This is a genomic window from Streptomyces sp. NPDC030838, from assembly GCF_055572035.1.
Map to the genome: position 1 here is coordinate 480,133 of NZ_JBVIED010000002.1, position 24,846 is coordinate 504,978.

Here is a 24,846-nt window from a genome sequence, read left to right on the forward strand (position 1 = left end):
ATGACCACCGACCTCACCGGCATGTCCGACGCCACCGGCCTCGACGCCCTCTCCGGGCTGATCTCCCACACCACCACCCAGGGCATCCCCACCCTGTACGCCCCGGCGCAGGGCGGCGAGATCACCGCCGGTCTGTTCTTCCGGGTCGGCCGCGCCGACGAGACCCTCGCCACCAGCGGCATCACCCACCTGGTGGAGCATCTGGCCCTGCACCGGCTCGGCCTGTCCGACCTGCACTACAACGGCGCCACCGCGAACGCCTACACCCTCTTCCACGTCACCGGCAGCGAGGAGGAGGTCGTCGCGCACCTGAACGCCGTCTGCGCGGCCCTGCGCGATCTGCCGCTGGACCGGCTGGAGACCGAGAAGGAGATCCTGCGCACGGAGGCCGCCGGGCGCGGGCAGGGCCCCAACTCCCAGATGCCGCTGTGGCGTTACGGAGCGCAGGGCTACGGCCTGTCCAGCTATCGCGAGCTGGGCACCTGGAGCCTCACCGCCGACCAGGTCCGGCACTGGGCGCAGACCCGGTTCACCCGGGACAACGCGGTGCTGTGGATCACCAGCGACCATGTCCCGGCGGGCCTGGACCTCACGCTGCCCGCCGGCACCCGGATACCGGCTCCGGCCGCGACCAGCGCGCTGCCCGTCACCCCGGCCTACATCCACGGCGACGACGGCCATGTCGTCTTCACCTCCGTGCTGCGCCGCACCACCGCCGCCTCCGTCTTCGCCGACGTCCTCGGCCGCGCCCTCTTCCAGGACCTGCGCCAGGAGGGCGGCTACTCCTACACGGCGGAGGCCGACTACACCCCGCGCGACGCCGGCTTCGCCACCCTCACCGCGTACGCGGACGCCCTGCCGCAGAAGCAGGACGCCGTCGTCGGCGGCTTCGTCGACACGCTCGCGCGGCTGCGGGCGGGGCGGATCGAGCAGGCGGAGCTGGACACCGTACGCGGCAAGATCCTGAAGATGTACGACGTGCCGGACCTCGGCGCCGCCGCGCTGCCGTCGTACGCGCTGAGCCTGCTGCTCGGCCACCGGATCCTCTCCCCCGACCAGCACCGGGCCGAGCTGGAGGCGGTCACCGTCGACGACCTGCGCGAGGTGGCCCGCGAGGCGTGGGACGCCGGGCTGCTCCAGGTGCCGGGACGGGGTGCCGACTGGGCGGGCTTCACGCTCGCCCCGCAGTACTCGGCGGACGCCGTCACCGGCACCCGGCACGCCTCCCTGGAGGACGAACGGGTCACCCTGGTCATCGGCGCGGAGGGGGTCAGCCTGCTGACGCCGGGCGGGCCGGTGACCGTGCGCTACGACGCCTGCGCGGCGATGTCCGTACGGCCCGACGGGGCGCGCAGCCTCACCGGGCACGACGGTTTCTCCGTCAGCGTGGAGCCCACCCTCTACCGGGGCGTCACCCCCGACCGCATCGCGGCCCTCGACGCGGCCGTGCCGCCGGGCGCGGTGGTCCGGCTCCCGGCCCGGGACCCGGAGGACATCCCCCGCCCGCGCGAACGCCCGAAGGGTTCCGGGCGCACGCCCGGCCGCCGGGGCATGGCCGCCTGGGCCTGGCAGATCGGGTTCTGGCTCAGCACCGCCCTGACCCTCGTCTGGGGCCTGCTGTGCGCCCTGGTCACCGTCGACGAGGCCGGCGCCGCCCGCCCCGAGTGGGACGCGGTCATCGGCATCTGGGGGCTGGAGCTGCCGCTGCTGTTCGTGAGCTGGAAGCTCTTCCGGGAGCCGCGCCGCAAGCGCTGACGCGTGGTCGAGGTACTGGTTCGGCTGCCGGTCCGTTGTGGCTGGTCGCGCCCACGCGGCGAAGCCGCACATTGTCACAGTCCCGCGCCCCTCAGGGGCGCGGGACACCCCGCCCCGACCGCCTACTCCACCGTCACCGACTTCGCCAGGTTCCGCGGCTGGTCCACCTCGTTGCCGCGGGCCGTCGCCAGCTCGCAGGCGAAGACCTGGAGGGGCACCGTCGCCACCAGCGGCTGGAGCAGGGTGGGGGTGGCCGGGACCCGGATGAGGTGGTCGGCGTACGGGACGACCGCCTCGTCGCCCTCCTCGGCGATCACGATGGTGCGGGCGCCGCGGGCACGGATCTCCTGGATGTTGGAGACGATCTTGTCGTGCAGCACGGACCGCCCGCGCGGCGACGGCACGACCACCACCACCGGCAGGTCCTCCTCGATCAGCGCGATCGGCCCGTGCTTCAGCTCGCCCGCCGCGAAGCCCTCGGCGTGCATGTAGGCGAGTTCCTTGAGCTTGAGCGCGCCCTCCAGCGCCACCGGATAGCCGACGTGCCGGCCCAGGAAGAGCACGGTGTTCTTGTGCGCGAGGGTGCGGGCCAGCTCCCGTACCGGCTCCATGGTCTCCAGCACCCGCTCGACCTCGCCGGAGATCTTCGACAGCTCGCGGACGACGTCCTGGATCTCGTCGCCCCACTTGGTGCCGCGCACCTGCCCCAGGTACAGCGCCACCAGGTAGCAGGCCACCAGCTGGGTGAGGAACGCCTTGGTGGAGGCGACGGCGACCTCGGGCCCGGCGTGCGTGTACAGCACGGCGTCCGACTCGCGCGGGATCGTCGAGCCGTTGGTGTTGCAGATCGCCAGCACCCTGGACCCCTGCTCGCGGGCGTGCCGCAGCGCCATCAGGGTGTCCATGGTCTCGCCGGACTGGGAGATGGCGATGACCAGCGTCTGCGGGTCGAGGATCGGGTCGCGGTAGCGGAACTCGCTGGCCAGCTCCACCTCGCAGGGGATCCGCGTCCAGTGCTCGATGGCGTACTTGGCGATCAGCCCGGCGTGGAAGGCCGTACCGCACGCGACGATGACGATCTTGTCGATCTCCCGCAGCGCCCCCGGCGGGATCCGCACCTCGTCCAGGGTCAGCGACCCGGAGGCGTCGATCCGGCCGAGGAGGGTGTCGGCGACCGCCTTCGGCTGCTCGGCGATCTCCTTGAGCATGAAGTAGTCGTAGCCGCCCTTCTCGGCGGCCGAGGCGTCCCAGTCGATGTCGTACGAGCGCACGTCCACCGGGCTGCCGTCGAAGCCGGTGACGGTCACGCCGTCCCGGCGCAGCTCGACCACCTGGTCCTGGCCCAGCTCGATCGCGGAGCGGGTGTGGGCGATGAACGCGGCGACGTCCGAGGCGAGGAAGGCCTCGTCCTCGCCGACACCGACGACGAGCGGCGAGTTGCGGCGCGCGCCGACCACCACGTCCGGCTCGTCGGCGTGCACGGCGACCAGCGTGAACGCGCCCTCCAGCCGCCGGCACACCAGGCGCATGGCCTCGGCGAGATCCGCGCAGGAGGAGAACTCCTCGGCGAGCAGATGGGCCACGACCTCGGTGTCGGTCTCGGAGGCCAGCTCGTGTCCGCGCTCGGCCAGTTCGGCCCGCAGGGCGGCGAAGTTCTCGATGATCCCGTTGTGGACGACGGCGACCCGGCCCGCGTTGTCGAGGTGCGGGTGGGCGTTGGTGTCGGTGGGCCCGCCGTGGGTGGCCCAGCGGGTGTGTCCGACGCCGGTGGAGCCGGTCGGCAGCGGCCGTTCCGCCAGTTCCTTCTCCAGGTTGACCAGCTTGCCCGCCCGCTTCGCGGCGGCCAGTCCGCCGTCGGCGAGCACGGCGACACCGGCCGAGTCGTATCCCCGGTACTCCAGCCGCTTCAGCCCGGCCATCACGACATCGAGCGCCGACTGCGACCCCACGTATCCCACAATTCCGCACATGGGCGGCAGCCTACGATCGTTTCGCGCGCCGAACCCGCCGTCGCGTGCCCGAAATCGGAAATTCCCACCGGGGTACGAAGCCCCGAACGGACCACTCTCAGGTCTTCGCCCGGTACGCCCGCATCGCCAGCGGATAGAACACCAGCGCGATGCCCGCCGCCCAGGCCAGCGACCACAGCACCGGCTCCGCGACCGGCCCGCCGAGCAGCAACCCGCGGAACGCGTCGGACAGATGGGTCACCGGATTGACGTCGCTCCACGCCTGCAGCCACCCCGGCATGGTCTCCACCCGGACGAACGCGCTGCTGGTGAAGGTGATCGGGAAGATCAGCGTGAAGGCGAACGCCTGCACCTTCTCCGCGTCTCCCGCGAGCATCCCGATCAGCACCGCGCTCCACGACACGGCCGCGGCGAACACCACCAGCAGCACCGTGCCGAGCAGGAACCCGCCGAGTCCCCCGGTGATCCGGAAGCCGAGCAGCAGCCCGAGGCCGATCATCAGCAGCATCGCCCACACATGCTTGGCGAGGTCCGCGGTGATCCGCCCGATCAGCGGCGCCGAGCGGGCTATCGGCAGACTGCGCAGCCGGTCGAAGACGCCCTTGGTGAGGTCGGTGTTGAGCGCCATCGCCGTGTACATCGTCATGAACAGGGTGTTCTGCACGATGATCCCCGGCAGCGCGTACTTCAGATACGCCTCCGGGGATCCGGCCATCTGGCCGCCCAGCACATAGGTGAAGAGGAACACGAACATGATCGGCGTGATGCTGTAGTCGACCAGTTCGAGCGGGTTGTGCTTGACGGCGACCAGACTGCGCCAGGCCATCGTGAAGGTCTGCCGCAGTCCCGCGAGGGGACGTACGCGGCCCGAGGCGCTGATCGGCGCGGTGATGGTGGTGGCGGTCACGGCCGCATCACCGCCTTCCGCGGCTCGTTCTCCTCGTCCCGGACGGCCGCGCCGCCATTGCCCTCGGGCGCGCCGTGCTCCGCGCGGTGGCCGGTCAGGGCGAGGAAGACCTCGTCGAGCGAGGAGCGGCGCAACGCCAGCTCCCCCACCCCGATCCCCTCGCGGTCCAGCGCGCGCACGACGGCCGGCATCAGCTCGGGGTCCTTCACCGGGGCGGTGATCGTCTCGCCCTCGATCCGGGCCTGCGGACCGGCGGCCCCCGCCACCAGCGCGTGCGCCCGCGCGAGGTCCTGCCCGAGGATCGGACGCAGCTCCAGCACCTGCCCGCCGACCTGGGACTTCAGCTGGTCGGGGGTGCCTTCGGCGATCACCCGGCCCTTGTCGATCACGACGATGTCGTCGGCGAGCACATCGGCCTCGTTCAGATACTGCGTGGTCAGCAGCGCCGTCGCGCCGTCCGCGACCAGTGCGCGCAGCATGCCCCACAGCTCACCGCGGCTGTGGGGATCGAGGCCGGTGGTCGGCTCGTCGAGGAAGAGGATGCTGGGCCGGCCCACGAGACTGGCCGCCAAGTCCAGACGGCGGCGCATCCCGCCGGAGAAGGTCTTCACGGCCCGCCCGGCCGCGTGCGTCAGCTGAAAGCGCTCCAGCAGCTCTCCCGCCCGCGCCTTCGCCTCCCGCCGCGGCAGCCCGAGCAGGCGCCCGATGAGCAGCAGGTTCTCCGCACCGGTCAGGTTCTCGTCCACCGCGGCGTACTGCCCGGTCAGGCCGACGAGGGCGCGCACCACTCCGGCGTCCCGGACCACGTCGTGCCCGGCCACCCGGGCCGTGCCGCCGTCCGGGCGCAGCAGCGTCGCGAAGATCCGCACCGCGGTGGTCTTCCCGGCGCCGTTGGGCCCGAGCAGCCCGAGCACCGAGCCCTTACGGGCCGCCAGATCGACACCGGCCAGCGCCTCCGTCTCTCTGAACCGTTTGACCAGGCCTTCCGCCTCTATCGCATACGTCATGGGTCACCCCTGGAGTTCGTGGACCCGGCCGAGCCCACCTCTCCGACAACTGTGACGCACGCCACTGACATTCCCCCGTTCGCCCGGGTTCCTCCCGGTCCATCCGGTGTCCGCGCCCGCGTGACGGATCCCACCTCACCGTCCGTTCGTACTCCCGTAACAATGGACTGTGATCTCTCCGGCCTCCTCGATGCCCCGGAGCGCCCACCGGCCCCGCCCGGAGGCGACTCCCTACGTCGACCTCACCCGCGCCGAGTGGAGCGACCTGCGCGACAAGACGCCGCTGCCGCTCACCGCCGAGGAGGTCGAGAAGCTGCGCGGCCTGGGCGACGTCATCGACCTCGACGAGGTGCGGGACATCTACCTCCCGCTGTCCCGCCTCCTGAACCTCTACGTCGGCGCCACGGACGGCCTGCGCGGCGCCCTGAACACCTTCCTCGGCGAACAGGGCTCGCAGTCCGGCACCCCGTTCGTCATAGGGGTCGCCGGTTCGGTCGCCGTCGGCAAGTCCACGGTCGCCCGCCTGCTCCAGGCCCTGCTCTCCCGCTGGCCGGAGCACCCGCGGGTCGAACTGGTCACCACGGACGGCTTCCTGCTGCCCACCAAGGAGCTGCAGGCCCGCGGCCTGATGTCGCGGAAAGGTTTCCCCGAGTCCTACGACCGGCGCGCCCTGACCCGTTTCGTCGCCGACATCAAGGCGGGCAAGGAAGAGGTCACCGCCCCCGTCTACTCCCACCTGATCTACGACATCGTCCCCGGCGAGAAGCTCACCGTCCGCCGCCCGGACATCCTGATCGTCGAGGGCCTGAACGTCCTCCAGCCCGCCCTGCCCGGCAAGGACGGCCGCACCCGGGTCGGCCTCGCCGACTACTTCGACTTCAGCGTGTACGTCGACGCCCGCACCGAGGACATCGAGCGCTGGTACCTCAACCGGTTCCGCAAGCTGCGCGCGACCGCCTTCCAGGACCCCTCCTCCTACTTCCGCAGGTACACCCAGGTGTCGGAGGAGGAGGCCCTGGACTACGCCCGCACGATGTGGCGCACCATCAACAAGCCCAATCTGGTGGAGAACATCGCCCCCACCCGCGGCCGCGCCACCCTGGTCGTGCGCAAGGGCCCCGACCACAAGGTGCAGCGCCTGAGCCTGCGCAAGCTGTAAAGCGGTCACGGGAGCCTGTTAGAAAGGCGTCATGCTGCATCTGCGCCTGATCACCCCGGCCGAGAAGACCGACGCCGTGGTCCGCCTGATCGAGAAGACGGTCGGCACCACCCACCTGGTCGTGGTGCCGGGCGCCGCCCGCAACCCGGCCGGCGATGTCGTGATGTGCGACGTCGCCCGCGAGGCCGGAGACGACCTCCTCTCCGAACTCCGCGAGCTGGACCTCGACCGGTCCGGCTCGATCGCGGTCGAGAACATCGACCTGATCCTGTCCAAACGCGCCGAGAAGGCCGAGGAGGAGGCCCCCGGCGAGGCCGCGGACGCCGTCCTGTGGGAGCAGCTGGCGGAGGAGACGCACGAGGAGTCGACGCTCTCCATCACCTACCTGGCCTTCATCACCCTGGCCACGATGATCGCGGCCTGCGGTGTGGTGCTCGACAACGCGATCCTGATCGTCGGCGCGATGGCGGTGGGCCCCGAGTTCGGCCCGCTGGCCGGCTTCTGCACGGCCCTCGTCCAGCGGCGCCACGCGCGGCTGGCCCTGCGCTCCCTGATCGCCCTGCTGGCCGGCTTCGCGGTGGCCATGGCGGTGACGGTCGGCTTCAGCTACTTCATGGACGCCGTCGGATTGTTCAGCGCCGAGGCCCTGGACGCCGAACGCCCCAACACCAACTTCATCTACCGCCCCGACTTGTTCTCCTTCGTCGTCGCGGTCCTGGCGGGCTGCGCCGGCACCCTCTCCCTGACCTCGGCGAAGTCCGGCGCCCTGGTGGGCGTCGCCATCTCGGTCACCACGGTCCCGGCCGCCGCCAACGCGGCGGTCGCCTTCAGCTACGACGAGTACCGCCAGGCCTGGGGCTCCACCCAACAGCTCCTGCTGAACCTCCTGGGCATCGTCCTGGCGGGCACCCTCACCCTGCTGATCCAGAAGGCCCTGTGGTCAAAGAAGGTCCGCCACAAAATCGCGCCGTAGAGAAACTCCCTCAGGGGCGCGGGGCTCTGCCAATATGCGGCTCCGCCGCGTGGGCGCGACCAGCCACGGACAACCCGCAGCCCGCAACGCACAGAACCCCGCCCCCCGAACCCGGCGAAAAACTAACCCAGCGCAGACTTCACCGCATCAGCCAACCGCCCAGCCACAGACCGAGCCTGCTCGATATCCGCCGCCTCGACCATCACCCGAACCAACGGCTCAGTCCCGGACGGCCGCAGCAGAACACGCCCCGTCGCCCCCAACTCCCGCTCCGCCTCGGCAACAGCGGCAGCGACATCCGCCGAGGTCGAGACCCGGGACTTGTCCACATCCGGCACATTGATCAGCACCTGCGGCAACCGCTCCATCACACCCGCCAGCTCCCGCAGGGACCGCCCGGTCTCCGCGACCCGAGCGGCCAGCAGCAGCCCGGTCAGCGTGCCGTCACCGGTGGTCGCGTGGTCGAGGATGATCACATGCCCGGACTGTTCGCCACCGAGCGCGAAGCCGTGCTCCTTCATCTCCTCCAGGACGTACCGGTCCCCGACCGCCGTCTGGACGAGCCGGATCCCCTCCCGCTCCAGCGCGAGCTTGAACCCCAGGTTGGACATCACGGTGGCGACCACGGTGTCGGCCCGCAGCACCGACCGCTCCCGCATCGCCAGCGCCAGCACGGCCAGGATCTGGTCGCCGTCGACCTCCTCACCGGTGTGGTCCACGGCGAGGCACCGATCGGCGTCCCCGTCATGCGCGACACCGAAGTCCGCGCCGTGCTCGACGACGGCGGCCTTCAGCAGATCCAGATGCGTCGACCCGCATCCGTCGTTGATGTTCAGCCCGTCCGGCTCCGCGCCAATGGTGATCACTTCGGCACCGGCCCGCGCGAAGGCCTCCGGAGACACCCGGAACGCCGCGCCGTGCGCCTCGTCGAGGACGATCTTCAGCCCGTCGAGCCGGTTCGGCAGCACGCTCACCAGGTGCTCGACGTACTGGTCCGCGCCCTCGTCGTACGAGCGCACCCGGCCGACTCCGGCGCCGGTCGGCCGGTCCCACGGCGCGCCGGTGCGGTGCTCCTCGTAGACCGACTCGATACGGTCCTCGATCTCGTCCGGCAGTTTGTGACCGCCCCGGGCGAAGAACTTGATCCCGTTGTCGGGCATGGCGTTGTGGCTGGCGGAGAGCATGACGCCCAGGTCGGCGCCCAGCGCCCCGGTGAGAAACGCCACCGCGGGGGTGGGCAGCACGCCGACGCGCAGCACGTCCACGCCCGCGCTCGCGAGGCCCGCGACCACGGCGGCCTCCAGGAACTCCCCGGACGCGCGCGGGTCACGCCCGACCACCGCGGTCGGCCGGTGGCCCTCGAAGGTGCCCGCCTCGGCCAGTACGTGGGCCGCCGCGACGGAGAGACCGAGCGCCATCTCGGCCGTCAGATCCGCGTTGGCGACACCGCGCACGCCGTCCGTGCCGAAGAGTCGTCCCACTTGTCCTCCTGAGGAAGCGTCAATTCCGGAAGCCACGCCCGAACGCGGCCCACACGGCTCCCGGGCCCCGGACACACGTCGCCGGGCCATCCGATCACACAAGCCTTTGAGCGTCTTGTGCCGTTATACGCCCATGGCCTGCGATAAACGAACGCCCCGGCGGCACAGTGGCGTGCCGCCGGGGCGTTCGGAGTACGAGCAGGCAGCTGCGATTAGCGCTTGCTGTACTGCGGAGCCTTGCGGGCCTTCTTCAGACCGGCCTTCTTCCGCTCGACCGCGCGGTCGTCGCGGCGCAGGAAGCCGGCCTTCTTCAGCGGGCCGCGGTTGTTGTCGACGTCGGCCTCGTTCAGCGCACGGGCGACACCGAGACGGAGCGCACCGGCCTGACCGGAGACACCGCCACCGGCGATGCGGGCGATGACGTCGTAACGGCCCTCGAGCTCCAGAACCTTGAAGGGCTCGTTGACTTCCTGCTGGTGCACCTTGTTCGGGAAGTAGTCCTCGAGGGTGCGACCGTTGATCTTCCACTTGCCGGTGCCCGGAACGATCCGGACGCGGGCGATGGCGTTCTTGCGACGGCCCAGGCCGGCGGCCGGCTGGGGCTCGCCGAAGCGGGAAGCCATGGACTCCGAGGTGTACTCGCCCTCGACGGGGACCTCGGACTCGGTGGTGTAGCTGTCGATGTCAAGCTCTTCGAGCGGCTGCTCGGCAGTGGTCTCGGCCACGATTCTCCTCAGATTCTCTTCAGTCTTAGGGGGTGGCCGGACTTACTGCGCGACCTGGGTGATCTCGAACGGAACCGGCTGCTGGGCAGCGTGGGGGTGGTTCTCGCCGCGGTAGACCTTCAGCTTCGAGAGCATCTGACGGCCCAGGGTGTTCTTGGGGAGCATGCCCTTGACGGCCTTCTCGATGGCCTTCTCGGGGTTCTTCTCGAGCAGCTCGTCGTAACGGACGGAGCGCAGACCACCCGGGTAGCCGGAGTGGCGGTACGCCATCTTCTGGGTCCGCTTGTTGCCGGAGAGGTGCACCTTGTCGGCGTTGATGATGATGACGAAGTCACCAGCGTCGACGTGCGGCGCGTAGATCGGCTTGTGCTTGCCCCGGAGGAGCGTCGCGGCAGTGGAGGCGAGTCGGCCCAGGACAACGTCCTGAGCGTCAATGACGTGCCACTGGCGCGTCACATCGCCGGGCTTGGGGCTGTACGTACGCACGGTTCGTAGCCTTCGCTTCGAGTGAATGGTCCTGAACAGGTCACCGAAACGATCACGACAGCCTTGACCGCACCGCGGTGACGCAAACCGCGTGCTGGTCGCTGGTCATCGGCCCGGTGGACCGGTGTAAGGGCCCGTCCCGTGAGAATGAGCAAGCCAATACACAACGAACATGCAGGATACCCGCGCCTGCCCGGACGGGTCAAAACGCGCGATCACCGGGCGCAAACCCGGCACCTGTACTCGTTCAGGGTACGCGAGCCGCGCTGCCGGGCTGCTCCCGCCGCGGAGTGACGAAGCGGCCCGGGAGGCGCAGCTGCCTGGCGCCGGCGCCGTGGGCGGCGACGGTGGCGGCCAGGACACACAGTGTGAGCGCGTCCTTGAAGGCCCGGCGGCGGGGCGGCTCCAGGTAGGGCAGGGTCAGGGACGGCAGCTGCGGGGCCAGGGCCAGCCAGAACCAGGGACGCCGGGCGACCGACCCGGCGTACGGCAGCCCGGCGAGCAGCAGCGGCAGCACGACCAGCAGATAGTGGTCGTACGACGGCCTGGACACCAGGAACGCCGAGAGCATCAGGCCCGCCGCGGTCTCCGACAGCCGCAGCGGCCCGGCGTCGGCCCACCGCCACCGGTGGTACGCGCACAGCACGCCCACCCCGGCCGCCGCCACCGCGAGCAGCCCGGCCAGGGTCTGCGGCACCCCGAGCCGCGGCAGCACGGCGGCCGGGGACGCCTCGTAGAGCCGTACGAAGCCGTCGTCGCCGCTCAGCAGGAACGGCAGGGTGCGGGTGAAGAAGGCCGCGGGGTCCGGCATCAGCAGGCCCGCACCGGCCGAGGCCGCCGCGGGGACCAGGACCGTCGCCGCCAGCGCCCGCCACCGGCGGGCGAACAGGAACAGCAGCGCCATCGGCGCGAGGAGCGGCTTGAGCGCCACCGCCACACCGATCACCACCCCCGCCGCCGTCCACCGCCCGCGCCCCGCGAGCAGCAGTGCCAGCGGCAGGGCGAGCGCCGCGGTCACCGTCCAGTTCGCCAGCTGCACCAGATGCGCGAACGGCGCGAACCCGGCCGCGAGCCCGGCCAGACCCAGCGCGGCGAACCGGCTGCACAGCGGAATGTGGTGCAGCCGCAGCGCGACCGCCCAGGCGCCGGCCAGCAGCGCGGTCACCGCCGCCGGGACCAGCAGCCGCAGCCACGACTCGGGCAGCAGGGCCTGCGGGGCCGCCGCGAGGACGGCGCTCGGCAGATAGAGGAAGTGCGGATCGTCGTACGGGGAGCCGCCGGCCAGCCAGGTACGGGCCGCGCGGACGACGATCGCGTTGTCCATGCCGCCGTCCGAGGTCAGCCGCGCCACCCGCACCGCCTGGGCGCCCAGCACGATCGCCGGCACCGCCCACAGATGCCATGAGGCCCGCCGCGCCAACCACCCGGAGATGTCACCTCTAAGGGGATTTTTGCCGGATTTCATGCAGGGCACGCTAGGGGCTCGAGGGCCTTCCGGGGCGGACCAGCGCGCCGCCCGGCCCGTCTAAGATGCGCCCCATGAGCTTTGGGCAGGGGGGACCCCAGTCTCAGTGGGATCCCTGGACACCGCAATCGCAGCAGCAGTCCTGGAACAGCGGCAGCGACCAGACCCCGGACTGGGCCGCGCTCGCCGAGGCCTCCGAGGCCCGCAACAAGCGGCGCAGGCTGCTGTTCATCGGCGGCGGTGCGCTCGCCACCGTCGCGATCGGCACGGCCGTCGCCATGGCCGTCGTCTCGGCGAACGGCGACGGCGGCCAGGCGAACAGCCCGACCTCCCAGCTGCCCGCCACCGCGGACATCCCCGGCGGCTCCAGTGCCCCGCCGCCGTCCTTCGCCCCGACCAGCGCGCCGCCGCCGCTGGACCCGAAGGACTTCGTGTCCAGCAAGAACAAGGACACCGCCCCGCTCAGCCCGCAGATCCTCTTCCCGGGCACCCAGCTGACCATGGGAGACATCGTCTACAAGAAGGGCCCGACCGCCGACACCAAGAGCTGTGCGACGGCCGCCCTCCAGACCCTCCCCAAGGTGCTCACCGCCAACGACTGCACCCGGATGCTCCGCGTCACCTACACCAAGGGCGACATCGCGGTCACGGTCGGCGTCGCCGTCTTCGACACCGAGGCCCAGGCGACGAAGACCAAGACCCAGGCCGACAAGAAGAGCATCGTGAAGTCGCTGAACGGCGGCGGTGTGAAGGCCTTCTGCAACTCCGCCATCTGCCGCACGACGACCAACTCCTACGGCCGGTACGCCTACTTCACCATCGCCGGCTTCACCGATGGCAGGGACGTCACCGACAAGGACACCGAGGTCTTCAAGACCGGTGACGACCTGGCCGAGTTCACCTTCCGCCAGATCCGCCGCCGCGGCGAGGCCCAGGCCTCGGCGGCAGCGGCGGAGGGATAGCGGCGGTCAGCAACACCCGGCGGCGGGCACGCCCGGCAGCGAGCGCTTGTTGCGTGCCTCCCTGCTCCGCGCGGCCAGCAGCTCGTCCGCCGGGTAGCCGACCTCCTCCAGCGTCAGCCCGTGCGGCCGTACGACATGCACGGCCGAGTCCCGTACGCCCGCCGCCAGCACCTTGCCCGGCCAGTCCGGCGGCCGGTGCCCGTCGCCCACGAACAGCAGCGCCCCGATCAGCGAGCGCACCATGTTGTGGCAGAACGCGTCGGCCCGCACGGTCGCGGTGATGATCCCGTCGTCGCCGCGAACGAGACTCAGCTCCTGGAGCGTACGAATCGTGGTCGCCCCTTCGCGCTTCTTGCAGTACGCCGCGAAGTCGTGCTCCCCGAGCAGCGCCCGGGCCGCCTCGTTCATGGCGTCCACGTCGAGCGGCCAGTCGTGCCACAGCACATGGTTGCGCAGGAGCGGGTCCACTCCCCCGGGGTTGTCGGTGACCCGGTAGGCGTACCGCCGCCACACCGCCGAGAACCGCGCGTTGAAGCCCTTGGGCGCCTCCCGCAGGGCCCAGACCCGCACATCCCTCGGCAGCCGCCCGGCAAGCCGCTTGAGCAGCTTCTCGTGATGCTCGCGCCAGACGCCTTCGGGCAGGTCCACATGCGCCACCTGCCCGCGCGCGTGCACCCCGGCGTCGGTCCGCCCGGCGACCGTCAGCTCGTACGTCTCCCGCGACCGCGTCACCGTCCGCAGAGCGTCCTCGATCTCGCCCTGCACGGTCCGCCGTCCCCCGGCCTGCTTGGCCCATCCGTGGAAGTCGGTGCCGTCGTACGACAGATCAAGCCGGAGGCGGACGTACCCGGGCGCTGCTTCTTCACTCACGTACAGATCCTCTCAAAACACAGAAGCGGGCCCGCTCCTGGAAAGGAACGGGCCCGCCAACGCCCTAAGGGGCGCGGGGAACTGCGCGACAAGCCACGACGGAGCCGCAGCCGCCAACGAGCTGTCCCCGGCAGAACGCTTACGCGTCCTTGGACTCCTCGGCGGCAGCCTCGGTGGCCTCGGTCTCCTCGACCTTGGTCTCCTCGGCGGCCTTGGCCTCCTCGGCCTCCTTGACCGCACGCTTGGTGGCGGCCTCGGCCTCACCCGTGGCCTGCTGCGCGACCGTCAGCGCCTCGACCAGCTCGATGACAGCCATGGGCGCGTTGTCGCCACGGCGGTTACCGATCTTGGTGATACGGGTGTAGCCACCCGGACGGTTCTCGTACCGCGGGCCGATCTCGGTGAAGAGCGTGTGGACGACGCTCTTGTCCGTGATGACCTGGAGCACCTGACGGCGGTTGTGAAGGTCACCCTTCTTCGCCTTGGTGATCAGACGCTCGGCGTACGGACGCAGGCGGCGGGCCTTCGCCTCGGTCGTGGTGATCTTGCCGTGCTCGAAGAGCGACTTCGCGAGGTTCGCGAGCAGCAGCTTCTCGTGCGCGGCACTGCCGCCCAGACGGGCACCCTTGGTGGGCTTCGGCATGGTGTTTCTCCTAGGTGTCTGCCCCGGCCGTATCAGGTACCGGGGTCAGTATCTGAGCAGACGGTTGTCTGTCAGAGATCCGGGCGCCTTTTCAGACGCCCGGAAGGGTCCGCGCCCCTCAGGGGCGCGGGGAACTGCGCGACCAGCCACAACGGACCGGCAGCCGAATCAGTACTGCTCGGTCTCCACGAAACCGGCGTCAGCATCGTCATCAGCACCGAACGCGTCCGCAGCGGCGGTCGGGTCGAATCCAGGCGGGCTGTCCTTGAGCGCGAGGCCCATACCCGCCAGCTTCGCCTTGACCTCGTCGATGGACTTCGCACCGAAGTTGCGAATGTCGAGGAGGTCAGCCTCGGAACGAGCGACGAGCTCACCCACGGAGTGGATGCCCTCACGCTTGAGGCAGTTGTACGACCGAACGGTGAGCTCCAGCTCCTCGATCGGCAGCGCCAGGTCGGCGGCAAGGGCGGCGTCCGTCGGGGACGGACCCATGTCGATGCCCTCGGCATCGATGTTCAGCTCGCGGGCGAGACCGAACAGCTCGACCAGGGTCTTGCCGGCGGAGGCCATGGCGTCACGCGGACGCATCGCCTGCTTGGTCTCGACGTCGACGATCAGCTTGTCGAAGTCGGTGCGCTGCTCGACACGCGTGGCCTCGACCTTGTACGTGACCTTGAGCACCGGCGAGTAGATGGAGTCGACCGGGATACGGCCGATCTCCTGGCCGACCTGCTTGTTCTGCACGGCCGAGACGTAGCCGCGACCGCGCTCGACGGTCAGCTCCATCTCCAGCTTGCCCTTGCCGTTGAGCGTGGCGAGGACCAGGTCGGGGTTGTGCACCTCGACACCGGCCGGGGGCGCGATGTCGGCGGCGGTGACCAGACCCGGGCCCTGCTTGCGCAGGTACATCACGACCGGCTCGTCGTGCTCCGAGGAGACGACCAGCTGCTTGATGTTGAGGATCAGGTCGGTGACGTCCTCCTTGACGCCCGGCACGGTGGTGAACTCGTGCAGCACGCCGTCGATCCGGATCGAGGTGACGGCGGCACCCGGGATCGAGGACAGGAGGGTACGGCGGAGGGAGTTGCCGAGGGTGTAACCGAAGCCCGGCTCCAGCGGCTCGATCACGAACCGGGAGCGGAACTCGTCGACGACCTCTTCGGTCAACGAGGGACGCTGAGCGATCAGCATGTGTGGATCAGATCCTTCATTCGTGGACGCCCGCTATTTGACGTCCGACGGAAACCGCACCCGTGAAAAGTGCGGGTACTGCAAGGGTACGGGCGATACGGCCCTGCAGAGCCGTACCGCCCGAAACCACTGCTCGCGGAGCGCGACGCGTCAGACGCGACGACGCTTCGGCGGACGGCAGCCGTTGTGCGGGGTCGGGGTGACGTCCTGGATGGAGCCGACCTCGAGGCCCGTGGCCTGCAGGGAGCGGATCGCGGTCTCACGACCCGAACCCGGACCCTTCACGAACACGTCGACCTTGCGCATGCCGTGCTCCTGGGCGCGGCGGGCAGCCGACTCGGCGGCCATCTGCGCGGCGAACGGCGTGGACTTCCGGGAGCCCTTGAAGCCGACGTGGCCGGCGGAGGCCCAGGAGATCACGTTGCCGGACGGGTCCGTGATGGAGACGATCGTGTTGTTGAACGTGCTCTTGATGTGCGCGTGGCCGTGAGCGACGTTCTTCTTTTCCTTGCGGCGCACCTTCTTGGCAGCGCCCTGACGACCCTTGGGGGGCATCTATAACTCCTACGGGAGGTGGTCGGTCCTACAGCGAAGACCGCTGGACGGCGTGTCCGCTGCGGACTACTTCTTGCCCGGCTTCTTCTTGCCGGCGATGGCGCGACGCGGGCCCTTGCGGGTGCGGGCGTTGGTGCTGGTGCGCTGACCGCGGACGGGCAGACCGCGACGGTGACGGAGACCCTGGTAGCAGCCGATCTCGACCTTGCGGCGGATGTCGGCCTGGATCTCGCGACGGAGGTCACCCTCGGTCTTGATGTTGTTGTCGACGTACTCGCGGATCGCGACGAGCTGCTCTTCGCTCAGGTCACGGACGCGGGTGTTCGGGTCGACGCCCGTGGCAGCCAGCGTCTGCTGCGAGAGGGTCCGGCCGATGCCGAACACGTAGGTGAGAGCGACCTCCACGCGCTTTTCGCGCGGGATGTCGACACCGGAAACGCGTGCCATTCAATGGCTCCTGGTGATCTTCGGAGGTCTTCCGCAGAACCGGTTCCCAGCCGCCGTATCAGGTACGGACTGGGTCCCCGGCCTCCGACCGGGGGTGTCAAGCCGCGGTGCGGCTTGGGCCCTGCGTATGAACAAATTCAGCTCGCGTCGCGCGAATCTCTGCGATAGCGGTGCAGAGGGATCGGTCGTGCGTCAGCCCTGGCGCTGCTTGTGGCGCGGGTTCTCGCAGATGACCATGACCCGGCCGTGACGGCGGATCACCCTGCACTTGTCGCAGATCTTCTTGACGCTCGGCTTGACCTTCATGGGATGTGAGGTTCTCCGGGTCAGTTGCCGGCGGTCCCGTGCACAGGGAGAGCACGGGACGTGGGCAAGATCTACTTGTACCGGTAGACGATCCGGCCACGCGTCAGGTCGTACGGAGACAGCTCCACCACGACCCGGTCGTCAGGGAGGATGCGGATGTAGTGCATACGCATCTTGCCGCTGATGTGTGCCAGGACCTGGTGGCCGTTCTGGAGCTCGACCTTGAACATGGCGTTCGGCAGAGACTCGACGACAGTGCCCTCGATCTCGATGGCACCTTGCTTCTTGGCCACGCTTCGCCCTTCGAATCGACTACCTTGATCGACTCAGTGTGAGCGCATGCAGACATGCGGGTACACAAGAGCCGACGAGTCAGTCTACGTCAGCGCACCCGGAAACACGAATCGAGGCAGTCTGCCCCACGCGAAAGATCATTATGCGAGAGGATCCGGCGCAGCCGTAATGCCGTACTCGGCGAGCTTCGCCTTGCCGCCGTCGGGGGCGGTCAGCACCAGCGGGCCCTGCTCAGTAAGGGCCACCGAGTGCTCCCAGTGGGACGACCAGGTGCCGTCGGTCGTGATGACCGTCCAGTCGTCGTCCAGGACCTCCGTCTTCGGAGTGCCCAGGGAGACCATCGGCTCGATGGCCAGGCAGAAGCCGGGGACCAGCTTGGGGCCCTTGCCGCGGCGGCGGTCGACGTAGTTCAGCAGGTGCGGGTCCATGTGCATCTCGGAGCCGATGCCGTGGCCGCCGTAGTCCTCGATGATCCCGTAGCGGCCGCCGCCCGGCTTCGGCTGGCGGCGGATGTACGTCTCGATGGCCCGGGAGATGTCGACGAGCCGGTTGCCCTGCTTCATGGCCGCGATACCGGCCCACATCGACTCCTCGGTCACCCGGGAGAGCTCGACCAGCTCCGGGGCGTGACCGGAGCCCACGAACGCCGTGTAGGCGGCGTCACCGTGCCAGCCGTCGACGATCGCGCCGCAGTCGATGGAGATGATGTCGCCGTCCTTGAGGACGACGTCGTCCGACGGGATGCCGTGGACGACCACGTCGTTCACGGAGGTGCAGATGGTCGCCGGGAAACCGCCGTAGCCGAGGAAGTTCGACTTCGCCCCGTGGTCGGCGAGCACCTTGCGGGCCACCTGGTCGAGGTCCTTGGTGGAGGCGCCGGGCACCGCGGCCTCCCGGGTGGCCGCGTGGATGGCTGCGACGACCAGCCCCGCCGCACGCATCTTGGCGATCTGCTCGGGGGTCTTGATCTGCACCATGGGGGCCCTGCGCTCTCCGTCACTCACGTCAACCGGTTACGTACACAACAGTACGGCCGTGACGCCCCTCGGGGTGCCACGGCCGGTACCGCATCCGACGGCTACTGGCCGTCGTCCTCACGCTTCAGCGCCTCCAGCGCGCGACCCGTGACCTCGTCGACCGCACCCAGCGCGGAGATGGTCACGACCAGCCCCTGCGCCTTGTAGTAGTCGATGATCGGCTCGGTCTGCGTGTGGTAGACCTCGAGCCGCTTGCGGACGGTGTCCTCGGAGTCGTCGTCGCGCTGGTACAGCTCGCCGCCGCAGACGTCGCAGACGCCCTCCGCCTTCGGCTTGCTGTACGTGACGTGGAAGACGTGGCTGGAGTCCTTGCGGCAGATCCGCCGGCCGGCGATCCGCTTGACGACCTCGTCCTCCGGCGCCTCCAGGTCGAGCACCGCGTCCAGCTGGATGCCCTCGGTGGTCAGCAGCTCGTCCAGCGCCTCGGCCTGCGAGACATTGCGCGGGAAGCCGTCCAGCAGGAAGCCGTTCTCGGCGTCCGGCTGCTCCATGCGGTCCTTCGCCATCGCGATGGTGACCTCGTCCGGCACCAGATTGCCGGCGTCCATGTAGGACTTCGCGAGCTTGCCGAGCTCCGTCTGCCGGCTGATGTTGGCGCGGAACAGGTCGCCCGTGGAGATGTGCGGGATCGACAGCTTCTCGGCAAGGCGCGTGGCTTGCGTACCCTTACCGGCACCCGGCGGCCCGACGAGGACGATTCGCATCAGCGGAGGAACCCTTCGTAATTGCGCTGCTGGAGCTGGCTCTCGATCTGCTTCACGGTCTCAAGACCGACACCCACGATGATCAGGATGCTGGTCCCGCCGAACGGGAAGTTCTGGTCTGCCCCGAAACCGGCCAACGCCATTGTCGGCACGAGAGCGATCAAGCCCAGGTACAGCGAACCCGGCCAGGTGATCCGGTTGAGCACGTACGACAGGTACTCAGCGGTCGGTCGGCCAGCCCGGATGCCCGGGATGAAGCCACCATACTTCTTCATGTTGTCCGCGACTTCCTCGGGGTTGAACGAGATGGCCACGTAGAAGAACGCGAAGAAGACAATCAGGAAGAAGTAGATCGTGATGTGAACGGGCGCCGAGGGGTCTGCCAGGTTGCCCTGGATCCAGCTCGCCCAGCCGGCCGTGGAGTTGGAGAACTGGACGATCAGCGCCGGGATGTAGAGCAGCGACGACGCGAAGATGACCGGAATCACACCGGCCTGGTTCACCTTCAGCGGGATGTACGTCGACGTACCGCCGTAGGAACGGCGGCCGATCATGCGCTTGGCGTACTGGACCGGAATGCGGCGCTGGGCCTGCTCGACGAAGACCACCAGGCCGACCATGAAGAAACCGACGAGGATGACGGTGCCGAACTCGATCCAGCCGTCGGCCAGGGTGCCCGCCTGCTTGATGGCCCACAGCGCGGCCGGGAAGGTCGCGGCGATCGAGATGAACATCAGGATCGACATGCCGTTGCCGATACCGCGGTCGGTGATCAGCTCGCCCAGCCACATGACGACGGCGGTGCCGGCGGTCATGGTGATGACCATGGTCACGGTCACGAAGATGGACTGGTCCGGAACGATCTCCGTGGCGACCGGGCAGCCGTTGAAGAGGGCGCCGCTGCGGGCGGTGGCCACCAGGCCGGTGCCCTGCAGGACGGCGAGCGCGACGGTCAGGTAACGGGTGTACTGCGTGATCTTCGCCGTGCCGGACTGGCCCTCCTTCTTCAGGGCTTCCAGGCGCGGGATCACCACCGTCAGCAGCTGGAGGATGATGCTCGCGGTGATGTACGGCATGATGCCCAGCGCGAAGATCGTGATCTGCAGCAGTGCGCCGCCACTGAACATGTTGACCAGACCGAAGATGCCTTGGTTGCCCTTGGCGACGTCGATACAGGTCTGGACGTTCCGGTAGTCGACACCCGGGATCGGGATGTGCGTACCGATCCGGTACACCACGATGATGCCGAGCGTGAAGAGCAGCTTCTTGCGCAGGTCGGGCGTCTTGAACGCCCGGGCGAACGCGGTGAGCACGGTGCCTCCTGCGACCCCCGCGCATCTGCGTCAAGGGTGACGGTCTTGAGATTCCGATGGACAACGAATACGTAACGGTCAACTGCCGCACAGAGTGCCCGAGGTACGGCACCCAGTGAAAGTTGGCAGTGCAGGCCACCTTACCGGCGAGACTGCCACCCTAGGAACGACCAACCGGGGATACCCCATTTGTGGGGTATCCCCGGTCGGGATCGCTCAAGTCATCGAGACGCCTGAGGGACTCAGACGAGCTCGGTGACGGTACCGCCGGCGGCGGTGATCTTCTCCTTGGCGGAGCCGGAGACGGCGTCGACCGTCACCTGCAGCGCCACGGAGATCTCGCCCTGGCCGAGCACCTTGACGAGGCTGTTCTTGCGAACGGCACCCTTGGCGACCAGACCCTCGACGGTGACCTCGCCACCCTCCGGGTACAGCGCGGCCAGCTTGTCGAGGTTCACGACCTGGTACTCGGTCTTGAACGGGTTCTTGAAGCCCTTCAGCTTCGGGAGGCGCATGTGCAGCGGCATCTGGCCACCCTCGAAGCGCTCCGGAACCTGGTAGCGGGCCTTGGTGCCCTTGGTACCACGACCGGCCGTCTTACCCTTCGACGCCTCACCACGACCGACACGGGTCTTGGCGGTCTTGGCGCCGGGGGCCGGACGGAGGTTGTGGATCTTCAGCGGGTTCTGCTCCGCCATGATCAGTCGACCTCCTCGACCGTCACGAGGTGGCGGACGGTGTGCACCATGCCGCGGAACTCGGGGCGGTCCTCCTTGACGACCACGGTGTTGATCCCCTTGAGACCAAGCGACCGCAGAGTGTCACGGTGGTTCTGCTTGCTGCCGATGTAGGACTTGACCTGCGTGATCTTGAGCTGCGCCATGATTACGCACCCACCCCGGCACGCGCACGCAGCAGGGCCGCGGGAGCGACGTCCTCGAGCGGCAGACCACGGCGGGCCGCGATCTCCTCGGGACGCTGCAGACCCTTCAGGGCCTCCACGGTCGCGTGCACGATGTTGATGGCGTTGTCGGAGCCGAGCGACTTCGACAGCACGTCGTGGATACCGGCGCACTCGAGCACGGCACGCACCGGACCACCGGCGATAACACCGGTACCCGGGGACGCGGGCTTGAGCAGCACGACGCCGGCAGCCTTCTCACCCTGGATGGGGTGCGGGATGGTGCCCTGGATCCGGGGGACCTTGAAGAAGTGCTTCTTGGCCTCCTCAACGCCCTTGGCGATGGCGGCCGGCACCTCCTTGGCCTTGCCGTAACCGACACCCACGGTGCCGTCACCGTCGCCCACCACGACCAGCGCGGTGAAGCTGAAGCGACGACCACCCTTCACAACCTTGGCGACGCGGTTGATCGCGACAACGCGCTCAACGTACGCGGTCTTCTCGGCGGCAGCAGCGCCGCCGTCACGGCCCTTCCGGTCCCGCCGCTCGCCGCCACCGGCACCGCTTCCGCGGCGCTGGGGTCCAGCCATTGGATTACCTCTCTCTTTCCGCTAGCTACAAGCGGCTCAGAACTTGAGCCCGGCTTCGCGGGCGGCGTCCGCCAGGGCGGCGATGCGCCCGGCGTACTGGTTGCCACCACGGTCGAACACGACGGCCTCGACACCGGCGGCCTTGGCACGCTCGGCGACCAGGGCGCCGACCTTCTTGGCCTGCGAGGACTTGTCCTCGGCACCGCGGATCGACGCGTCCAGCGAGGACGCCGACGCCAGGGTGTGGCCCTTCAGGTCGTCGATCACCTGCGCCACGATGTGGCGGTTGGAGCGGGTCACGACCAGACGGGGGCGCTCCGCAGTACCGGAGATCCGCTTGCGGATCCGGATGTGACGGCGCTTGATCGCGGCGCGCTTGTAGGCGTCGCCCTTGAGGATCTTCTGCCCGTATGCCATGGCTTACTTACCCGCCTTTCCGACCTTGCGGCGGATGACTTCGCCCTCGTACTTGACGCCCTTGGCCTTGTACGGGTCGGGCTTGCGCAGCTTGCGGATGTTGGCCGCGACCTCGCCGACCTTCTGCTTGTCGATGCCCTCGACCGAGAAACGGGTCGGGGTCTCCACCTTGAAGGTGATGCCCTCGGGGGCCTCGACGAGAATCGGGTGGCTGTAACCGAGCGCGAACTCGAGGTTCGAGCCCTTGGCGGTCACGCGGTAACCGACACCGCTGATCTCGAGCTTCTTGACGTATCCCTGGGTCACACCGGTGATCATGTTCGCCACCAGCGTGCGGGACAGGCCGTGCAGGGCCTTGCTCTGCCGCTCGTCGTTCGGGCGCAGCACCTGAAGGGTGCCGTCCTCGCCCTTAGCGATGTCGATCGGCGCGGCAACGGTGTGGGTCAGTTCGCCCTTGGGGCCCTTGACCTTGACCGTACGGCCGTCGATGGTGACGTCCACGCCGGCGGGAACCGGGATGGGGAGCTTGCCGATGCGCGACATAGCTGTTTCCTCCGTTCCCTTCCGTTACCAGACGTAGGCGAGGACTTCCCCACCCACGCCCTTCTTCTGCGCCTGCTTGTCGGTGAGCAGACCGTGGGACGTGGAGATGATCGCCACGCCGAGGCCGCCGAGCACCTTCGGCAGGTTGGTGGACTTCGCGTACACCCGGAGACCGGGCTTGGAGATCCGCTTGATGCCCGCGATGGAGCGCTCACGGTTGGGGCCGAACTTCAGCTCCAGGACGAGGTTCTTGCCGACCTCGGCGTCCTCGACCTTCCAGCCCGTGATGAAGCCCTCCTGCTGGAGGATCTCCGCGATGTGAGACTTGATCTTGGAGTGCGGCATCGACACCGAGTCGTGGTACGCCGAGTTCGCGTTCCGCAGACGCGTCAGCATGTCTGCGATCGGATCAGTCATGGTCATGAATTGGCCTGTGGCCTTTCTCGCCGGGGTTTCCTATATGCGCCATCCCTCTCCCCATACATGGACGGGACGGGTGCGGCGCGGGGACCTACGGCGTAGTAAGTCGTTCAGGGCGGCAGAGCCCAACCCCCCAAGCCTAAGGCATGCGGGTATCGGGCCCTGCCGTCCCGGTTGCTTACCGAGAGGTCCAGGAATCCCTTGTTAAGGGGATTACCAGGAGCTCTTGGTCACGCCCGGCAGCTCGCCACGGTGAGCCATCTCACGAAGGCACACGCGGCAGAGGCCGAACTTGCGGTAGACGGAGTGCGGACGACCGCAGCGCTGGCAGCGGGTGTACGCGCGCACGCCGAACTTGGGCTTGCGAGCAGCCTTCGCGATGAGAGCCTTCTTCGCCATCTCGCTCACGCCTCCTTGAACGGGAAGCCGAGGTGACGGAGAAGGGCACGGCCCTCTTCGTCGTTGGTCGCCGTGGTGACCACGGTGATGTCCATACCCCGGACACGGTCGATCTTGTCCTGGTCGATCTCGTGGAACATGACCTGCTCCGTGAGACCGAAGGTGTAGTTGCCACGGCCGTCGAACTGCTTGGGGGACAGGCCGCGGAAGTCGCGGATGCGCGGCAGCGCGAGCGACAGGGTGCGGTCCAGGAACTCCCACATGCGGTCGCCACGGAGCGTGACGTGGGCACCGATCGGCTGGCCCTCACGCAGCTTGAACTGCGCGATGGACTTGCGGGCCTTGGTGACGGCCGGCTTCTGACCGGTGATGGTGGTCAGGTCGCGGATCGCGCCCTCGATCAGCTTCGAGTCACGGGCGGCGTCGCCGACACCCATGTTGACCACGATCTTGACGAGGCCGGGAACCTGCATGACGTTCTCGTACGAGAACTCCTCACGCAGCTTGCCCGCGATCTCCTCGCGGTACTTCGTCTTCAGACGCGGAGTGGTGGTGGTAGCCATCAGATGTCCTCACCCGTCCGCTTGGCAACGCGGATCTTGTTGCCCTCTTCGTCGAAGCGGTAGCCGACACGCGTGACGACCTTCTTGCCGTCCTTCTCCACGACCAGCTGGACGTTGGAGACGTGGATCGGCGCCTCGGTGGTCACGATGCCGCCGGCCTGGGAACCGCGAGCGGTCGGACCGGCCTTGGTGTGCTTCTTGACCCGGTTGACACCCTCGACCAGGACACGGTCCTCGCGGGGGAAGGCCGCGATGACCTTGCCCTGCTTGCCCTTGTCCTTACCGGTGATGACCTGGACCAGGTCGCCCTTCTTGATCTTCATGCTTACAGCACCTCCGGCGCGAGCGAGATGATCTTCATGAACTTCTTCTCGCGCAGCTCACGGCCGACCGGGCCGAAGATGCGGGTGCCGCGAGGGTCGCCGTCGTTCTTCAGAATGACGGCGGCGTTCTCGTCGAAGCGGATGTACGAGCCGTCCGGACGGCGGCGCTCCTTGACGGTGCGAACGATGACCGCCTTGACGACGTCACCCTTCTTCACGTTGCCACCGGGGATCGCGTCCTTGACGGTGGCGACGATGACGTCACCGATGCCCGCGTAGCGGCGACCGGAGCCACCGAGCACACGGATGCAAAGGATCTCCTTCGCACCAGTGTTGTCGGCGACACGCAGTCGCGACTCCTGCTGGATCACGTCTATCTCCTGATCGTCTGCCGGTTCCCGGCAGGGGCCTCAGTACGAGGACCCCTGCCGAGCCTGGCG

The 24,846-nt window shown here is 68.7% G+C and carries 31 protein-coding genes; 4 read left to right on the top strand and 27 right to left on the bottom strand.

What is annotated here, in order from left to right:
• Complete coding sequence (locus ACZ42A_RS09205; protein WP_468526547.1) at positions 1–1,755, top strand: M16 family metallopeptidase; 1,755 nt, start codon at positions 1–3, stop codon at positions 1,753–1,755.
• Between the two features lie 122 nt (positions 1,756–1,877).
• On the opposite strand, the gene glmS is transcribed toward ACZ42A_RS09205, so the two are convergent.
• The 3 genes from glmS to ACZ42A_RS09220 form a co-directional block, all read right to left on the bottom strand.
• On the bottom strand, positions 1,878–3,725 hold the full coding sequence (gene glmS / locus ACZ42A_RS09210) for a glutamine--fructose-6-phosphate transaminase (isomerizing) (protein WP_468526548.1): 1,848 nt from the start codon (positions 3,723–3,725) through the stop codon (positions 1,878–1,880).
• Between the two features lie 97 nt (positions 3,726–3,822).
• Complete coding sequence (locus tag ACZ42A_RS09215) at positions 3,823–4,632, bottom strand: ABC transporter permease (protein WP_468526549.1); 810 nt, start codon at positions 4,630–4,632, stop codon at positions 3,823–3,825.
• The gene (locus ACZ42A_RS09220) at positions 4,629–5,639 is read right to left on the bottom strand and encodes an ATP-binding cassette domain-containing protein (protein WP_468526550.1); all 1,011 of its coding nucleotides are present in this window, start codon (positions 5,637–5,639) and stop codon (positions 4,629–4,631) included. The genes ACZ42A_RS09215 and ACZ42A_RS09220 overlap by 4 nt, the downstream gene beginning before the upstream one ends.
• 190 nt (positions 5,640–5,829) lie before the next feature.
• Here ACZ42A_RS09220 and coaA point away from each other — a divergent pair, with 190 nt between their 5' ends.
• Together coaA and ACZ42A_RS09230 are read left to right on the top strand one after the other, a co-directional pair.
• Complete coding sequence (coaA, locus tag ACZ42A_RS09225; protein ID WP_468526775.1) at positions 5,830–6,798, top strand: type I pantothenate kinase; 969 nt, start codon at positions 5,830–5,832, stop codon at positions 6,796–6,798.
• A gap of 31 nt (positions 6,799–6,829) precedes the next feature.
• On the top strand, positions 6,830–7,771 hold the full coding sequence (locus ACZ42A_RS09230; protein WP_468526551.1) for a DUF389 domain-containing protein: 942 nt from the start codon (positions 6,830–6,832) through the stop codon (positions 7,769–7,771).
• Between the two features lie 122 nt (positions 7,772–7,893).
• Here the strand turns inward: ACZ42A_RS09230 and glmM are convergent, their stop codons facing one another.
• The 4 genes from glmM to ACZ42A_RS09250 all read right to left on the bottom strand — a co-directional run bounded on the left by glmM (position 7,894) and on the right by ACZ42A_RS09250 (position 11,928).
• Positions 7,894–9,252 carry a phosphoglucosamine mutase gene (glmM, locus tag ACZ42A_RS09235; RefSeq protein WP_468526552.1) on the bottom strand — a complete coding sequence of 453 codons (1,359 nt, stop codon included), beginning with the start codon at positions 9,250–9,252 and terminating at the stop codon, positions 7,894–7,896.
• Positions 9,253–9,464: 212 nt separating this feature from the next.
• Positions 9,465–9,977: a 30S ribosomal protein S9 gene (gene rpsI / locus ACZ42A_RS09240; RefSeq protein ID WP_019526966.1), complete on the bottom strand. Its 513-nt coding sequence runs from the start codon at positions 9,975–9,977 to the stop codon at positions 9,465–9,467.
• A 42-nt stretch (positions 9,978–10,019) separates the two neighbouring features.
• Positions 10,020–10,463, bottom strand: a complete 444-nt coding sequence (gene rplM, locus ACZ42A_RS09245; protein WP_468526553.1) for a 50S ribosomal protein L13 — start codon at positions 10,461–10,463, stop codon at positions 10,020–10,022.
• 247 nt (positions 10,464–10,710) lie between these two features.
• Positions 10,711–11,928, bottom strand: a complete 1,218-nt coding sequence (locus tag ACZ42A_RS09250) for a glycosyltransferase family 87 protein (protein WP_468526554.1) — start codon at positions 11,926–11,928, stop codon at positions 10,711–10,713.
• 74 nt (positions 11,929–12,002) lie between these two features.
• Here ACZ42A_RS09250 and ACZ42A_RS09255 point away from each other — a divergent pair, with 74 nt between their 5' ends.
• Positions 12,003–12,890, top strand: a complete 888-nt coding sequence (locus ACZ42A_RS09255) for a hypothetical protein (RefSeq protein WP_468526555.1) — start codon at positions 12,003–12,005, stop codon at positions 12,888–12,890.
• 6 nt (positions 12,891–12,896) lie between these two features.
• Here ACZ42A_RS09255 and truA read toward each other — a convergent pair whose 3' ends face one another.
• The 20 genes from truA to rplN form a co-directional block, all read right to left on the bottom strand.
• Positions 12,897–13,760 carry a tRNA pseudouridine(38-40) synthase TruA gene (gene truA, locus ACZ42A_RS09260; RefSeq protein ID WP_468526556.1) on the bottom strand — a complete coding sequence of 288 codons (864 nt, stop codon included), beginning with the start codon at positions 13,758–13,760 and terminating at the stop codon, positions 12,897–12,899.
• A gap of 139 nt (positions 13,761–13,899) precedes the next feature.
• The gene (gene rplQ, locus ACZ42A_RS09265; RefSeq protein ID WP_468526557.1) at positions 13,900–14,403 is read right to left on the bottom strand and encodes a 50S ribosomal protein L17; all 504 of its coding nucleotides are present in this window, start codon (positions 14,401–14,403) and stop codon (positions 13,900–13,902) included.
• A 168-nt stretch (positions 14,404–14,571) separates the two neighbouring features.
• Positions 14,572–15,594 (bottom strand): DNA-directed RNA polymerase subunit alpha, encoded by a 1,023-nt coding sequence (locus tag ACZ42A_RS09270; protein WP_003966937.1) that lies wholly within the window; start codon positions 15,592–15,594, stop codon positions 14,572–14,574.
• A gap of 150 nt (positions 15,595–15,744) precedes the next feature.
• Positions 15,745–16,149, bottom strand: a complete 405-nt coding sequence (rpsK, locus tag ACZ42A_RS09275; RefSeq protein ID WP_003956432.1) for a 30S ribosomal protein S11 — start codon at positions 16,147–16,149, stop codon at positions 15,745–15,747.
• 66 nt (positions 16,150–16,215) lie between these two features.
• Positions 16,216–16,596, bottom strand: a complete 381-nt coding sequence (gene rpsM, locus ACZ42A_RS09280) for a 30S ribosomal protein S13 (RefSeq protein ID WP_037858429.1) — start codon at positions 16,594–16,596, stop codon at positions 16,216–16,218.
• A gap of 192 nt (positions 16,597–16,788) precedes the next feature.
• A complete protein-coding gene (gene rpmJ / locus ACZ42A_RS09285; protein ID WP_003998809.1) occupies positions 16,789–16,902 on the bottom strand; it encodes a 50S ribosomal protein L36 in 114 nt (37 codons plus the stop codon).
• Between the two features lie 71 nt (positions 16,903–16,973).
• The gene (gene infA / locus ACZ42A_RS09290) at positions 16,974–17,195 is read right to left on the bottom strand and encodes a translation initiation factor IF-1 (RefSeq protein WP_003948620.1); all 222 of its coding nucleotides are present in this window, start codon (positions 17,193–17,195) and stop codon (positions 16,974–16,976) included.
• Between the two features lie 141 nt (positions 17,196–17,336).
• On the bottom strand, positions 17,337–18,173 hold the full coding sequence (gene map / locus ACZ42A_RS09295; RefSeq protein ID WP_468526776.1) for a type I methionyl aminopeptidase: 837 nt from the start codon (positions 18,171–18,173) through the stop codon (positions 17,337–17,339).
• Positions 18,174–18,274: 101 nt separating this feature from the next.
• Positions 18,275–18,937 carry an adenylate kinase gene (locus ACZ42A_RS09300; protein WP_468526558.1) on the bottom strand — a complete coding sequence of 221 codons (663 nt, stop codon included), beginning with the start codon at positions 18,935–18,937 and terminating at the stop codon, positions 18,275–18,277.
• Entirely contained in the window at positions 18,937–20,250 is a 1,314-nt protein-coding gene (gene secY, locus ACZ42A_RS09305) for a preprotein translocase subunit SecY (protein WP_468526559.1), read from the bottom strand. Before secY ends, ACZ42A_RS09300 begins: the two co-directional genes overlap by 1 nt.
• Before the next feature lie 242 nt (positions 20,251–20,492).
• Entirely contained in the window at positions 20,493–20,948 is a 456-nt protein-coding gene (gene rplO / locus ACZ42A_RS09310) for a 50S ribosomal protein L15 (protein ID WP_014674382.1), read from the bottom strand.
• Positions 20,949–20,950: 2 nt separating this feature from the next.
• Positions 20,951–21,133 carry a 50S ribosomal protein L30 gene (rpmD, locus tag ACZ42A_RS09315; RefSeq protein ID WP_003998814.1) on the bottom strand — a complete coding sequence of 61 codons (183 nt, stop codon included), beginning with the start codon at positions 21,131–21,133 and terminating at the stop codon, positions 20,951–20,953.
• A 2-nt stretch (positions 21,134–21,135) separates the two neighbouring features.
• The gene (rpsE, locus tag ACZ42A_RS09320; RefSeq protein WP_014674381.1) at positions 21,136–21,741 is read right to left on the bottom strand and encodes a 30S ribosomal protein S5; all 606 of its coding nucleotides are present in this window, start codon (positions 21,739–21,741) and stop codon (positions 21,136–21,138) included.
• Positions 21,742–21,777: 36 nt separating this feature from the next.
• Positions 21,778–22,158, bottom strand: coding sequence for a 50S ribosomal protein L18 (rplR, locus tag ACZ42A_RS09325; RefSeq protein ID WP_043503333.1), 381 nt, complete (start codon positions 22,156–22,158; stop codon positions 21,778–21,780).
• A gap of 3 nt (positions 22,159–22,161) precedes the next feature.
• Positions 22,162–22,701 (bottom strand): 50S ribosomal protein L6, encoded by a 540-nt coding sequence (gene rplF / locus ACZ42A_RS09330; RefSeq protein WP_356147373.1) that lies wholly within the window; start codon positions 22,699–22,701, stop codon positions 22,162–22,164.
• A gap of 24 nt (positions 22,702–22,725) precedes the next feature.
• Complete coding sequence (gene rpsH / locus ACZ42A_RS09335) at positions 22,726–23,124, bottom strand: 30S ribosomal protein S8 (protein ID WP_043503329.1); 399 nt, start codon at positions 23,122–23,124, stop codon at positions 22,726–22,728.
• A 210-nt stretch (positions 23,125–23,334) separates the two neighbouring features.
• The gene (locus tag ACZ42A_RS09340; protein WP_003956452.1) at positions 23,335–23,520 is read right to left on the bottom strand and encodes a type Z 30S ribosomal protein S14; all 186 of its coding nucleotides are present in this window, start codon (positions 23,518–23,520) and stop codon (positions 23,335–23,337) included.
• A gap of 5 nt (positions 23,521–23,525) precedes the next feature.
• Positions 23,526–24,083 (bottom strand): 50S ribosomal protein L5, encoded by a 558-nt coding sequence (gene rplE, locus ACZ42A_RS09345; protein ID WP_004984522.1) that lies wholly within the window; start codon positions 24,081–24,083, stop codon positions 23,526–23,528.
• Positions 24,083–24,406 (bottom strand): 50S ribosomal protein L24, encoded by a 324-nt coding sequence (gene rplX, locus ACZ42A_RS09350; protein WP_009327082.1) that lies wholly within the window; start codon positions 24,404–24,406, stop codon positions 24,083–24,085. Before rplX ends, rplE begins: the two co-directional genes overlap by 1 nt.
• Before the next feature lie 2 nt (positions 24,407–24,408).
• Positions 24,409–24,777 (bottom strand): 50S ribosomal protein L14, encoded by a 369-nt coding sequence (gene rplN, locus ACZ42A_RS09355; RefSeq protein WP_003998823.1) that lies wholly within the window; start codon positions 24,775–24,777, stop codon positions 24,409–24,411.
• Positions 24,778–24,846 lie beyond the last annotated feature (69 nt).

Excerpts from the sequence above, each read along its gene's own strand:
- ACZ42A_RS09205 (WP_468526547.1), top strand. The coding sequence starts at position 1 with ATGACCACCGACCTCACCGGCATGTCCGACGCCACCGGCCTCGACGCC.
- glmS (WP_468526548.1), bottom strand. The coding sequence starts at position 3,725 with ATGTGCGGAATTGTGGGATACGTGGGGTCGCAGTCGGCGCTCGATGTC.
- ACZ42A_RS09220 (WP_468526550.1), bottom strand. The coding sequence starts at position 5,639 with ATGACGTATGCGATAGAGGCGGAAGGCCTGGTCAAACGGTTCAGAGAG.
- coaA (WP_468526775.1), top strand. The coding sequence starts at position 5,830 with ATGCCCCGGAGCGCCCACCGGCCCCGCCCGGAGGCGACTCCCTACGTC.
- ACZ42A_RS09230 (WP_468526551.1), top strand. The coding sequence starts at position 6,830 with ATGCTGCATCTGCGCCTGATCACCCCGGCCGAGAAGACCGACGCCGTG.
- ACZ42A_RS09250 (WP_468526554.1), bottom strand. The coding sequence starts at position 11,928 with ATGAAATCCGGCAAAAATCCCCTTAGAGGTGACATCTCCGGGTGGTTG.
- ACZ42A_RS09255 (WP_468526555.1), top strand. The coding sequence starts at position 12,003 with ATGAGCTTTGGGCAGGGGGGACCCCAGTCTCAGTGGGATCCCTGGACA.
- rplQ (WP_468526557.1), bottom strand. The coding sequence starts at position 14,403 with ATGCCGAAGCCCACCAAGGGTGCCCGTCTGGGCGGCAGTGCCGCGCAC.
- ACZ42A_RS09270 (WP_003966937.1), bottom strand. The coding sequence starts at position 15,594 with ATGCTGATCGCTCAGCGTCCCTCGTTGACCGAAGAGGTCGTCGACGAG.
- rpsK (WP_003956432.1), bottom strand. The coding sequence starts at position 16,149 with ATGCCCCCCAAGGGTCGTCAGGGCGCTGCCAAGAAGGTGCGCCGCAAG.
- rpsM (WP_037858429.1), bottom strand. The coding sequence starts at position 16,596 with ATGGCACGCGTTTCCGGTGTCGACATCCCGCGCGAAAAGCGCGTGGAG.
- rpmJ (WP_003998809.1), bottom strand. The coding sequence starts at position 16,902 with ATGAAGGTCAAGCCGAGCGTCAAGAAGATCTGCGACAAGTGCAGGGTG.
- map (WP_468526776.1), bottom strand. The coding sequence starts at position 18,173 with ATGGTGCAGATCAAGACCCCCGAGCAGATCGCCAAGATGCGTGCGGCG.
- ACZ42A_RS09300 (WP_468526558.1), bottom strand. The coding sequence starts at position 18,937 with ATGCGAATCGTCCTCGTCGGGCCGCCGGGTGCCGGTAAGGGTACGCAA.
- rplO (WP_014674382.1), bottom strand. The coding sequence starts at position 20,948 with ATGGCGGAGCAGAACCCGCTGAAGATCCACAACCTCCGTCCGGCCCCC.
- rpmD (WP_003998814.1), bottom strand. The coding sequence starts at position 21,133 with ATGGCGCAGCTCAAGATCACGCAGGTCAAGTCCTACATCGGCAGCAAG.
- rpsE (WP_014674381.1), bottom strand. The coding sequence starts at position 21,741 with ATGGCTGGACCCCAGCGCCGCGGAAGCGGTGCCGGTGGCGGCGAGCGG.
- rplR (WP_043503333.1), bottom strand. The coding sequence starts at position 22,158 with ATGGCATACGGGCAGAAGATCCTCAAGGGCGACGCCTACAAGCGCGCC.
- rplF (WP_356147373.1), bottom strand. The coding sequence starts at position 22,701 with ATGTCGCGCATCGGCAAGCTCCCCATCCCGGTTCCCGCCGGCGTGGAC.
- rpsH (WP_043503329.1), bottom strand. The coding sequence starts at position 23,124 with ATGACCATGACTGATCCGATCGCAGACATGCTGACGCGTCTGCGGAAC.
- ACZ42A_RS09340 (WP_003956452.1), bottom strand. The coding sequence starts at position 23,520 with ATGGCGAAGAAGGCTCTCATCGCGAAGGCTGCTCGCAAGCCCAAGTTC.
- rplE (WP_004984522.1), bottom strand. The coding sequence starts at position 24,083 with ATGGCTACCACCACCACTCCGCGTCTGAAGACGAAGTACCGCGAGGAG.
- rplX (WP_009327082.1), bottom strand. The coding sequence starts at position 24,406 with ATGAAGATCAAGAAGGGCGACCTGGTCCAGGTCATCACCGGTAAGGAC.